The following is an 11789-nucleotide window of genomic DNA, read 5'->3' as shown; positions in this document are numbered from 1 at the left end:
CGAACCAGAAGGCACGTTCCCACGCGTTACTCACCCGTCCGCCGCTGACCCCGAAGGGCCCGCTCGACTTGCATGTGTTAAGCCTGCCGCCAGCGTTCGCTCTGAGCCAGGATCAAACTCTCACGTTGAAGAGATTGATCTGGCCGATCACGTATATTCTCAGACGGAGCCTCACATCGACCAAGTGCCAGACGCTTCACAGCGCCAGAACACCCGTCGGTGAGCTCAGAAAGAAGAACAACAGATCGGCACAAGTCTACTCACGCTAGATCTCTCGACCTAGCCGCAAGGACAAACGCCGCCCGCGTCTCCCTTCCTCATTCCAACTTGTCAAAGATCAGTAATCACTCTCGTAATTACCGGCTGAGAAGAAGTCAAGTACCTTGGCTTTCGCCAGATCTACTTTTCTAAATCTCGGTAAGTCCGTCCAACCCGCCCCGTTTTTCTTCCGGACCGCGTCGGGAGGCGCCGTATAAGCTGCCCCGGACTTTCCTGTCAACCACCCTTTTCCCCGGCGACGGAACCGAACCGGCCGAACCGGATTTCAGTCCCTCCGTCGACAGAGCGCGACGCGGAACGGCCCGGAGGCCCTTCGGTGCGGCGCTGGACGATGGACGCTCCCTCACGCACCCGGTCCGGGTCGAGCCTGCGCTCGCGCCCGACGGCGTCGCGATCCCGAAGGATCGGTGCTGGCCGGTAATGCTGAGGAAGTTCCGGCGGACGGCGTGCCGTCGTGACCGGTGAAGCGGATCTAAGGGTCCGAACCGCCTTGCGCAAGGGGCCGAGCGCGGGGCGGCCCCGACCGGGACGCACGGCTCGCGGATCGCGGCCGGCCGGCCCGCTCGCCGGCCCCCACCCCCACCGGTCGACGCGGGTGCTCCCCCCGGCGCTGCGCACGACCCACACCGCCTGAAACCATCGCGGCGGGTGCGCGAAGAGGCGTGATCGCGGTTGATCCTGAGGCACTCGATGACGCTGGTGCACGATCTCACGGGTGCGTCCCCCGGCATGACCGGGACCGCCCTGCTCCTGCGCCTCTCCGCCATCGGCGCGGCCCTGGCCGGGACCGCCGGCACCTTCGCGTATGCCGGCGGCTGGCTCTCGCCCGGCCAGCTCACGCCGGCCCGGATCATCGACCGGTTCGAGCAGGTGAACGGGCCGCATCCCGGCTTCCGGCGCAACCACGCCAAGGGGATGTGCGTCGCGGGCCGCTTCACGGGCAGCGGCGCGGGCGCGCGCCTCTCGAAGGCGGGCGTGTTCGCGGCGGGACGCGTGACGCCGGTCGAGGGGCGGGTGGCGCTGGCCGGCGGTCAGCCCTACGCGGCCGACGCCGCCGCCACCGTGCGCAGCCTCGCCCTCCGCTTCGGGCTGCCGGACGGCGAAGAGTGGCGCACCGGCATGAACAACATCCCGGTCTTTCCGGTGCGCACACCCGAGGCCTTCTACGCGCAGCTCCTCGCGGCCAAGCCCGATCCGGCCACCGGCAAGCCGGATCCGGAGCGCCTGAAGGCCTTCTTCGCGGACCATCCGGAGAGCGCGAAGGCCGCCGCGCTGATCAGGGCGCGGACCGTGACCGCGGGCTTCGCCGACAGCACCTACTGGAGCCTCAACGCCTTCCGGTTCGTCGCCGCGGACGGCGCCGCCCGGCCGGTGCGCTGGGCCCTCGTCCCCGACCCGACGCCGGCGGCCGAGGCCGCACCGGGCGGCGCGAACGCCCTGTTCGACGCGCTCGCCGCGCAGCTGGCCCAGGGCCCCCGGCACTGGCACCTGATCGTCACGCTCGGCCAGGCCGGCGACCCGACCGCCGACGCGACGCGGCCCTGGCCGGCCGACCGCGAGACGGTGGATGTCGGCACCCTGACGCTCACGGCGGCGACGCCGGAGGCCGCCGCCAGCTGCCGCGACGTCAACTTCGATCCGCTGGTGCTGCCGGACGGCATCGCGCCGAGCGACGACCCGCTGCTGAGCGCCCGGTCGGCGGCCTACGCGCGATCCGTCACCCGCCGGTCCGGCGAGGCCAAGACCCCGAGTGCCGTCACCGGCGCCGCGATCCACGGAGCCGCCCTGTGACCGAGCCCGACCGCTTCGACCGGCCCGCGCGCCTGCTTCACTGGACCATGGCGGCGCTGATCCTGGCCATGCTGCTGATCGGCGTCGCCATGGTGGTGTCGCTCGCCGAGTACGGCGCCCTCGTGGCCCTGCACCGGCCGCTCGGGATCCTGATCCTGGTCCTCGCCGGGCTCCGCCTCGCCTATCGCTGGCGCCACGCGCCGCCGCCCCTGCCGGCCGATCTTCCGGGTTGGCAGAAGCGCGCGGCCCACGGCTCGCACATCCTGCTCTACGGCCTGATGCTGGCCATGCCGCTGATCGGCTGGGGGATGCTGTCGGCGGCGCGCTATCCCGTCGTCCTCGCCGGCCCGGTGGTCCTGCCGCCGATCCTGCCGCAGGACCCGACGCTGTACGCGGCCCTGCGGTGGCTCCACACCGCGCTGGCCTACGGGCTGTTCGCCCTGATCCTCGCGCATCTGGCTGCGGCGCTGCTGCACGCGCTGATCCGCCGGGACGGGGTCTTCGCCAGCATGGCGCCCTGGCGGTCGACACCGACCGGGACGACCGCGCCTCCGGAACGACGCTCTCGTTCTCTTGAAAGTCTGATCCGTTCTCCATAAAGAACGCACGCCCGACCCGGTCGGACGGGGCGGGCGATCTCTGCGTGGAGGACGAGGCGATGTCAGAGGGATTAGCGGCGCGTACCGTCGCGGCGGCCAACGGCGTGGCGCAGGACGCGGCCTTCGGCGCGGTGATCGCGCCGATCCACCTGTCGACGACCTTCAAGTTCCCGGCCTTCGAGCAGCCCGGCCCCTACGATTACTCGCGCCTGGGCAACCCGACCCGGGACGCGCTGGCCGACACGATCGCCAAGCTCGAGGGCGGCGCCCGCGCCGTCCTGGTGGCGAGCGGCATGGCGGCCCTCGACCTCGCCCTGTCGAGCCTGCGGCCCGGCGATCTCCTGGTCGCGCCGCACGATTGCTACGGCGGGACCCACCGCCTGCTCAGCTTCCGCGCGGAGCGGGGCCATTACCGCGTCGCCTTCGTCGACCAGACCGACCCGGACGCGCTGGCGGCGGCCCTCGCCCAGGGTCCGAAGGTCGTGCTGATCGAGACGCCGAGCAACCCGCTGATGCGCGTGGTCGATGTCCGGCGGATCACCGCTGACGCGAAGGCCGCCGGCGCGCTGGCAGTGGTGGACAACACCTTCCTGTCGCCCGCCCTGCAGCAGCCGATCGCCCTCGGGGCGGATCTCGTCGTCCACTCCACCACCAAGTTCCTGAACGGCCATTCCGACGTGATCGGCGGGGCCGTGATCGCTGCCGACAGGGCGATGGGCGAGGACCTCGCCGCCTGGGCGAACACGATCGGCGTCACCGGCTCGCCCCTCGACGCCTACCTGACGCTCCGGGGCCTGCGCACCCTGTTCGTCCGGGTGGAGCAGCAGCAGCGCAACGCCGCGACCCTGGCCGCCTTCCTCGACGCCCATCCGGCGGTGGCCCGGGTCCACTATCCGGGCCTGTCCACGCATCCGGGGCACGCCCTGGCCAAGGCCCAGCAGGCGGGCTTCGGGGCGATGCTGAGCTTCGAGCTGGCCGGCGGCCGCGACGCGGTGAGGACCTTCGTGGAGGCCCTGCGGGTGTTCACGCTGGCCGAGTCGCTCGGCGGCGTCGAGAGCCTGATCGCCCATCCCCCGACCATGACGCACGCGGCGATGGACCCGGAGGCGCGCGCCATCGCGGGCATCACCGACGGGCTGCTGCGCCTGTCGGTCGGCCTGGAGGCGGAAGCCGACCTGCTGGCCGACCTGTCGCGGGCCTTCCGGGCCCTGGACGGCTGAACCGGCCGGTCACTCCTCCTCGACCACACTGAACCCGGACTCGTCCTCGACCACCCGGAAACGGGCGAGCTGCACGGTCCGGGAGCGCTCGGCCGCCTCGTCGCGGCACTTGTCGAGATGGGCGGCGCGGTTGACCACTTGCAGGTTCGGCGCGCCCCAGTAGCCGAGGAGCTCTGGCCAGGGGGCGTCGCGGTGCTCGCGCCAGACCCGGTAGAGCGGCAGCAGGTGGTCGACCTCGGCCGTCCTCAGCAGCCGCTTGCCGGTGGTGGTGCAGCGGTGACGCTGGCGGAGCTTGAGCGCCCGGACCTGAGCGTGCGGCGCGATCCAGAACTTCCACGCCGCGACACAGGCCGCGTGCCAGCCGGCATTGGTGTTGGGCGTGCCCCACGCCCAGAGATCCCGGTGCCAGCCGAACCGGTAGACCGGCTGGCCGCAGATGCAGCAGGCACCGCGGCCGCGGGCGAAGGCCGGATCGCGGAACGGCGCGGGCGGCGTGCGGAAGCTCCCGGCCCGCCCCTCGGCCCCGATCTGCCAAGCCCAGCCCTCCGGTGTCCCGGAGCGGGCCGCCAGCGCGCGGGCGAGCCTGTCGGCCCGGAGGATGTGGTTCCGCCAGTAGCTCTCGACGGCGAGACGCGGCGTCGGCGGGATCAGGGGCCGCGCGAGGGCGTGCTGCAGGACCGGCGCCGGGAAGATGGCCGGCAGGGCCTTCTCCAGCCGTTTACGGGCCTGCACGTTGCGGAGGGTGCGCCAGCTCGATGTCGTCATGCCGGACCGGTGGTAACCCGGCCGGCGCGGCGCCGCGACGGCGCCGGTGCAACAGCCTGCCGGTCCCGCGCGGTCGCCGCTCAGGGTTAAGAAAATGTTTCCCGTGAAACATCGCGCCACTCGACAGGCCGGGCTCGGCCGTGCCGGCCCGGCTCAGAGATCTACCGCCATCGAGAGCAGGTAGGTGCGCGGCGCGCCCTGGAAGAAGGTGCCGAACGAGGCGACCCCGGTCCAGTACCGCGCGTCGGTCACGTTGAGGACGCTGGCGCGGAACGTCGTCGGCCGCTCGGCGACGCGGGTCGTGTAGCGCAGGCCAAGGTCGAGGCGGGCCCAGTCCGGCAGGGCCTGGGTGTTCGCGAGGTCGACGAACTGCCGCCCGGTATAGATGACCGCGCCGTTGAGCGTCAGGCCGGGCAACCCGGGCAGGTCCCACTCGGCTCCCAGGCTCGCCTGGACCTCCGGCACGCCGATCGGCCGGTGCCCGCGATTGGCGGCGAGCGCCGTCTTGACGAGGCGTCCGTCCAGCAGGGTCACGCCGCCGACCACCCGCACCTGCGGTGTGATCTCGCCGAACAGGCTCAGCTCGAGCCCGCCGACGCGCTGCTCGGCGGTCGCCGCGAAGCGCCCCTGCGGGCCGAGCTCGCCCGCGGGCTTCGTGATCCGGAAGGCGCCGAGCGTGGCGCCGAACCGGCCGAGATCGAGCTTCACGCCCGCCTCGACCTGTCGGGCCACGTAGGGCTCCAGGATCGTGCCGGAATTGGTCGCCACCGCCGGGGCCACGTCGCCGCGGCTCAGGCCCTCGATGTAGTTGCCGTAGAGCGAGACCGAGTCCCAGGGCCGCACCACGAGGCCGACCATCGGGGTCGTAGCGCTCTTGTCGTAGGACGAGGCCAGCGTGCCGACATTCGACACGTAGTTGTGCGCCTCAACGCGCTGGCGGCGCACGCCCAGGGTCAGCAGGACGCGCTCGTCGAGGGCCGACAGCGTGTCGGCCACCGCGATCCCCGACAGGGTGCTGTCGGACAGGCGGGGCCGGCCGACGCCGTAGATCGGCGCGATGTACGGGACGAGGGCCGGCGCGTAGAGGTTCGACAGGTAGGCGCCCCGGCCGGGCGAGAACCGCCGTCCCGTCGCCTCGTCGTACACGGAGCCCTGCACCGTCAGGGCGTGGCGGATGAAGCCGGTCTCGAACCGGGCCCGGACGCCGCCGTCGTAGGTGAGCCGGTCGACGCCCAGCGCGTAGAATTGCGGCGTGCTGGTCGTGTCGCCGCGGCCGTTGAGGATCGTCGGTGCCGACTGGAAATAGCGCTCCACGCCGGTCTGCCCGCCGCCGACATCGGCGAACAGCGTGACCTGATCGGTCAGGTCGTACTCGGTGCGCAGCAGGCCGCCGCGATCGTCGACGTCCGAGTATTCCCAGGGCTGGGTCAGGTTCAGGCGGCCGTCGGGCGCCCGCGGCACGGGCACGCCGGCCCGCAGGAGGAACGGGCGCAGCGGCGCGTTGAAGCGGTCGGTCTGCGCCAGCAGGTAGAGCCACGCGCGGAACCGGTCACCCTGGTAGTCGAGAGCCAGGGCCCCGACGCCGGTGGTCTCGGTCTGGCGGTCGAAGGGCGTGGCGCCGCCGTGCAGGCTGCCGACCACGCGGGCGCCCCATTCCCGGCCCGGCCCCCAGCGGCGGGCGACGTCGACCTGGCTGCCGCCCCAGGCGGACGAGCCGTAATCCAGCGTGACGCGAGTCAGGTCCGCGGCGGCGCGCTTCGGCACGATGTTGACCACGCCGCCGACCGCGCCGTTCGGCGACACCCCCGTGAGGGCGGCGGACGGCCCCTTCAGGACCTCGATGCGCTCCACGTAGTCGGTGAAGATGCGGAAGCTCGGGGCGATGCCGTAGAGACCGTCGAAGGCGACCTCGCCGCTGGTGTTCTCGTTGGACGGGAAGCCCCGGATGGAGAAGGAGTCGAACGGCGCCCCCGTGGTCTGCGTGGCGCGCACCGACGGGTCGAGGACCAGGGTCTCGGACACCGTCCGCGCCTGCCGGTCCCGGATGAGCGTGTCGGTGTAGCTGGCGATGCTGAAGGGCGCCTTCTGGGTCTCGGTATCGCCCAGAAGGCCGAGGCGCCCGCCCCGCGCCACCTGACCGCCGGCATAGGCCGGGACCGGGCCGCGCGGCGCGGCGGCGCCCTCGACCGAGAGCTCGTCGAGCTGGACGTCCCGGGCCGCTCCGGCCTCCTCCGCGCGGGCGGCGTGCAGCCCGGACCCGACGAAGCCCAGCAGGACGGCCATCGGGAGAACCGGCCGGGCCGCGCGCCGCCGGCGCCGGTTCCGAGCGGAAACAGGTACTGAGAAGTCGTGGGACCGCATTGTCGTGACGAAGGCTCCGAATCACGGAGCAAGGCAGCAAATATCTCTACATGTGTCAAAAATACATTTGGAGTAATTACAATTCTATAAGGCGAAGGCAGGGCGGATCTGCGGGATAGATGTTGAGCACGTTCTATACTGACTTTACACGCCGAACGATATCTTTCTTAGTGCCTCGACGATCATCGCACGGTCGAGCCGCTGCTTTCGCGAAAGGCCGGGCCGGATCTCGGCCGAGGCGCGCGGCCGGGATTGTCGGGCCGGGCGGCGCGCGCGGGGCTCGACCCGGCCGCGATCGGGTGTGGATCGTGCGCGTCCGATCGGGTCGCCGCGGCGGAGACCGGGGCGCCCGGTTGCCAGGGTTGCCCACCCCGCCTAGACGGGCCCGGCGCGAAACGTGCCTGTCACCCCTCCTCTAGGGCAGAGGTTTTCTCCCGTGATCACCGGTCCGTGCCTCATCGTCCAGCCGATCCACGCGGCGGGCCTCGACCGGTTGCGCGCGGCCGGGCTGGAGCCCCGCCCGGCGAGTGGTACCGATCCTGAGACGCTGGCGCGCGAGGTCGCCGACTGCGTCGCCGTCATCACCCGCAACACCGGCTTCCCGGCCCGCGCCATCGCGGCGGCGCCGGGCCTGCGGGTGATCGGGGTCCACGGCACCGGCACCGACCACGTCGCCACCGCCGAGGCGACCGCGGCCGGGATCGCGGTGGTCAACACGCCCGGCGCCAACGCCGTCTCGGTGGCCGAGCAGACGCTGGCGCTGATCTTCGCCCTGGCCAAGGCCCTGCCGGAGGCCGACCGCTCGGTCCGGGCCGGCGACGACAGCTTCAAGTTCACCGCCCGGCTGGTCGAGCTCGCCGGCCTGACGCTGGGCCTCGTCGGCTTCGGGGCGATCGGGCAGGCGACCGCCCGGCTCGCCGCCGCCCTGGGCCTGCGGGTGCTGGCCTACGGCCCGAGCCGACCGGACGCCGACTTCGCCAATGCCGGCGCCCTTCGGGCCGCCTCGGTCGACGCGCTCCTGGCGGAATCCGACTTCGTCTCCCTGCACGTGCCGCTGACCCCGGGCACCCGCGGCCTGATCGGCCGGGACCAGCTCGCGCGGATGAAGCGGGACGCCTTCCTGATCAACACCAGCCGCGGCGGCCTGATCGACGAGGCGGCCCTGGTGGAGGCGCTGGCGGCGGGCACGATCGCGGGCGCCGGGCTCGACGTCTTCGCCCGGGAGCCGCTGCCGATCGACCACCCGCTGGCCCGCCAGCCCCGGGCGATCCTGACGCCCCATGTCGGCGGCTCCACCGGGGCGGCCCTGATCCGCACCGCCGAGACCGCCGCGGCCCGCGTGGTCGACGCCCTCGCCGGCCGGCGGCCGGGCGGGCTGGTCAACCCGGACGTCTGGGAGCGGCGGCGCGGGGTGTGATGGTCCCCCGCTCCCGTGCGGGAGAGGGTTGGGGTGAGGGACGAGAGGCTTCGGGATCGGGCACCCGATCGACGCGATTCGAGGGGAAGCCTCGTCCGGTGAGGTCTCACCCCTCACCCTGTCCCTCTCCCGCACGGGAGAGGGGACCCGCGGCCGATCCTGACGGCGCGGCGGTCGTGGCCGGCCCGGATCACGGTGTTTCGTCCGGACCGCGACCGCCCGCCGCGCGCCGTGTCATGCAATCGTCGCAGACGGGCCGGAAAGCCACCCGCTGCATCCGAGGCCAGAGAGGGCTCCATGGACTTCCACCGTCGCTTCACGGTCCTGATGTGCGCCCCGGCCTTCGATCCGGACGATCTCGAGGGCGCGCGCGTCAACCAGATCGTGGCGGCCGTGGAGCAGCGCGGCTTCGAGGTGGTGCGCGCCCGGCGCGTCGAGGACGCGGCCATCGCGGTCCAGACCGACGCCGCGGTCGGCTGCCTCGTGGTCGACTGGGGCAAGCGCGGCCTCGACGGCAAGGCCGCCGCCCTCATCGACATGATGCGCCGGCGCGGCCTGGAGATGCCGATCGTCATCATGGTCCGCCGCAAGCGGCTGGAGGACATCCCGGTCGAGCTCCTCGACTTCATCGACGGCTACATCTTCCTCGCCGAGGAGACGCCGGAATTCATCGCCCGCGGCCTCGTCAGCCGGGTCACGCAGTACGCCGAGACCCTCAAGACCCCGTTCTTCGGCGCGCTCGTCGACTACGCCGAGAAGGGCAACCAGCTCTGGACCTGCCCGGGCCACAACGGCGGCATCTTCTACAACCGGTCGCCGATCGGCCGGATCTTCGTGGAGCACCTCGGCGAGGCGATCTTCCGCGACGACCTCGACAACTCGGTCCTCGATCTCGGCGACCTGCTGACCCACGAGGGCCCGGCGCTGAAGGCCCAGAAGGAGGCCGCCAAGATCTTCGGGGCGGAGAAGACCTACTTCGTCCTCAACGGCACCTCGGCCTCCAACAAGATCGTCCTGTCCTCCCTGGTGGCGGAGGACGACCTCGTCCTGTTCGACCGCAACAACCACAAGGCGGCCCACCACGGCGCCCTGTTCCTGGGCGGCGGCATCCCGATCTTCCTGGAGACGGACCGCAACGCCTACGGCCTGATCGGGCCGATCTTCCACGAGGCCCTGGACGAGACCCGGATCCGGGAGAAGATCCGCCGGAACCCGCTGGTGACCGACCCGGAGGCGTGGCGCCGGGAGCGGCCGTTCCGCGTCGCGGTGATCGAGCAGTGCACCTACGACGGCACGATCTACGACGCCCAGGAGATCCTGGAGAAGATCGGCCACCTCTGCGACTACATCCTGTTCGACGAGGCCTGGGCGGGCTTCATGAAGTTCCACCCGCTCTACGCCCGCCGCTTCGCCATGGGGCTGACCGGGCTCGACGAGACCTCGCCCGGCATCGTCGCCACGCAGTCGACCCACAAGCAGCTCGCGAGCTTCTCCCAGGCCTCGCAGATCCACACCCGGGACGGCCACATCCGCGGCCAGACCCGGCGGGTCGAGCACAAGCGGCTCAACGAGAGCTTCCTCGTCCACGCCTCGACCTCGCCCTTCTACCCGCTCTTCGCCTCCCTCGACGTCGGCGCCCAGATGATGAAGGGGCGCTCGGGCATGATCCTGTGGGACGACACGATCCGGCTCGGGATCGAGTGGCGCAAGAAGGTCCGGGCGATCCGGCGCGAGTTCGAGGAGAACGAGCGCGATCCCGCGCGGCGCTGGTTCTTCGACCCCTTCGTGCCAGACGTGACGGTGAACGCCGACGGCGCCGAGGTGCCTTGGGAGAGCGTGCCGACCGACGAGCTCGCCGCGACGCCGCGCCACTGGGAGCTGAAGCCGGGCGCGCGCTGGCACGGCTTCACCCATGTGGCGCCGGGCTACGCGATCACCGACCCGAACAAGCTCACCGTCCTGACCCCGGGCTTCGACCGGCACACGGGGGCCTACGCCCAGCACGGCGTGCCGGCGCCGATCGTGGCGCAATACCTGCGTGAGAACCGGATCGTCGCCGAGAAGAACGACCTGAACTCGCTGCTCTTCCTGCTGACCCCGGGGGTGGAATCCTCCAAGGCCGGCACGCTGATCTCGGGCCTCGTCGCCTTCAAGCGGCTCCACGACGACAACGTCCCGCTGGAGGAGGCCATGCCGGAATTCGTCAACCGCCGGCCGAACCGCTACCGGGGCGTGCGCCTGCGCGACCTCTGCGGCGAGTTCCACGCCTTCCACCGGGAGGCCGGCACCTCGACGCTGCAGCGGCGGCAGTTCGCTCCCGAGCACCTGCCCGAGATGGTGCTGCCGCCCAAGCGGGCCGCCCAGCTGCTGACGCGCAACAAGGTCGACTACGTGCCGATCGCCGAGGCCGAGGGGCGGATCGCCACCACGCTGATGCTGGTCTACCCCCCGGGCATCGGCACGGTGCTGCCCGGTGAGCGCCTGGACGACCGGGCCAAGCCCATGCTCGACTATTTCAAGATGTTCGAGGCGTCCGCCAACCTGTTCCCGGGCTTCGAGGCCGAGATCCAGGGCGTCTACCGCGAGGTCGACCCGGACGGGCGGATCCGCTTCCACACCTACGTGGCGCGGGAGGGCGCCTGATGGAGATCGAGGCCGAGACGCCCGGCCTGCTCCCGGCCCGGTCCTGCCCCGACATCGTCATCCGCGCCTCCTCGGACGCCGATGTCGAGGCGATGGTGGCGATCTACGAGCACCATATCGGCAAGGGCGTGACCGATGTCAGCGTCGCCGAGGAGGACCGGCTGCTCCCCGACGACCTGAAGCGGCGGCGCAAGACCATGCGCAAGAAGCGCCTGCCGCACCTCGTGGCCGACCGGGACGGCGCGGTGGCGGGCTACGCCTACGCGGTGCCGTTCCGGAAGCGGCCGGCCTACCGCTACACCCTCAAGCACTCGATCTACGTGCATCCCGACCACCTGCACGCGGGGATCGGCCGGCGGCTGCTGCCGGCCCTGATCGAGGCCTGCGCGGCGGGCGGCTACCGCCAGATGATCGGCTACATCGACGCCGAGAACGCGGCCTCCCTGCGGCTTCACGAGGCCTGCGGGTTCGAGCGGGTCGGCTACCTGCGGGCGGTGGGCTTCAAGTACGGCCACTGGTCGGACAGCGTCATGGTCCAGCGGGCGCTGGGCACCGGGTCGGAGGACCGGCCGGGGTAGCGGGCCGGGACCGGGCGGCCTCCGACGCCCGGCCGCCGTCATCGCGAGCGCAGCGAAGCGATCCAGTCGCGCCACACTCATGGAGGGCGCGCTGCCCTGGGTCGCTTCGCTGCGCTCGCGATGACGGAGTGCGTGA

8 protein-coding genes and 1 rRNA gene are annotated in these 11789 nt (G+C 71.7%); 6 read left to right on the top strand and 3 right to left on the bottom strand.

Features of this window, described 5'->3' with window-relative positions; all coding sequences use genetic code 11:
* Nucleotides 1–128, bottom strand: a 16S ribosomal RNA gene (locus C4T42_RS18165); the annotation flags it as partial.
* 841 nt (nt 129–969) lie between these two features.
* Here C4T42_RS18165 and C4T42_RS18160 point away from each other — a divergent pair.
* From C4T42_RS18160 to metB, 3 genes are read left to right on the top strand one after another with little or no spacing between them, the layout of a single operon-like run.
* Complete coding sequence (locus C4T42_RS18160; RefSeq protein WP_103985581.1) at nt 970–2070, top strand: catalase family peroxidase; 1101 nt, start codon at nt 970–972, stop codon at nt 2068–2070.
* Nucleotides 2067–2669 carry a cytochrome b/b6 domain-containing protein gene (locus tag C4T42_RS18155; RefSeq protein ID WP_103985580.1) on the top strand — a complete coding sequence of 201 codons (603 nt, stop codon included), beginning with the start codon at nt 2067–2069 and terminating at the stop codon, nt 2667–2669. The genes C4T42_RS18160 and C4T42_RS18155 overlap by 4 nt, the downstream gene beginning before the upstream one ends.
* A gap of 59 nt (nt 2670–2728) precedes the next feature.
* Nucleotides 2729–3889, top strand: a complete 1161-nt coding sequence (metB, locus tag C4T42_RS18150; RefSeq protein ID WP_103985587.1) for a cystathionine gamma-synthase — start codon at nt 2729–2731, stop codon at nt 3887–3889.
* Between the two features lie 9 nt (nt 3890–3898).
* Here the strand turns inward: metB and C4T42_RS18145 are convergent, their stop codons facing one another.
* The gene (locus C4T42_RS18145; protein ID WP_103985579.1) at nt 3899–4654 is read right to left on the bottom strand and encodes a hypothetical protein; all 756 of its coding nucleotides are present in this window, start codon (nt 4652–4654) and stop codon (nt 3899–3901) included.
* Between the two features lie 153 nt (nt 4655–4807).
* Nucleotides 4808–6937: a TonB-dependent receptor gene (locus tag C4T42_RS18140; protein ID WP_103985578.1), complete on the bottom strand. Its 2130-nt coding sequence runs from the start codon at nt 6935–6937 to the stop codon at nt 4808–4810.
* 514 nt (nt 6938–7451) lie between these two features.
* On the opposite strand from C4T42_RS18140, the gene C4T42_RS18135 reads away from it, so the two are divergent.
* The 3 genes from C4T42_RS18135 to C4T42_RS18125 all read left to right on the top strand — a co-directional run bounded on the left by C4T42_RS18135 (nt 7452) and on the right by C4T42_RS18125 (nt 11653).
* Nucleotides 7452–8432, top strand: a complete 981-nt coding sequence (locus tag C4T42_RS18135; RefSeq protein ID WP_103985577.1) for a hydroxyacid dehydrogenase — start codon at nt 7452–7454, stop codon at nt 8430–8432.
* A 297-nt stretch (nt 8433–8729) separates the two neighbouring features.
* On the top strand, nt 8730–11075 hold the full coding sequence (locus C4T42_RS18130; RefSeq protein WP_103985576.1) for an Orn/Lys/Arg decarboxylase N-terminal domain-containing protein: 2346 nt from the start codon (nt 8730–8732) through the stop codon (nt 11073–11075).
* The gene (locus C4T42_RS18125; protein WP_020093947.1) at nt 11075–11653 is read left to right on the top strand and encodes a GNAT family N-acetyltransferase; all 579 of its coding nucleotides are present in this window, start codon (nt 11075–11077) and stop codon (nt 11651–11653) included. The genes C4T42_RS18130 and C4T42_RS18125 overlap by 1 nt, the downstream gene beginning before the upstream one ends.
* Nucleotides 11654–11789 lie beyond the last annotated feature (136 nt).

Origin of the sequence: Methylobacterium sp. 190mf, assembly GCF_900107945.1 — a bacterium.
GTDB lineage: Bacteria > Pseudomonadota > Alphaproteobacteria > Rhizobiales > Beijerinckiaceae > Methylobacterium.
Note: the sequence above shows the minus strand (reverse complement) of the source record. Positions and strands in the feature narration are given on the sequence as shown.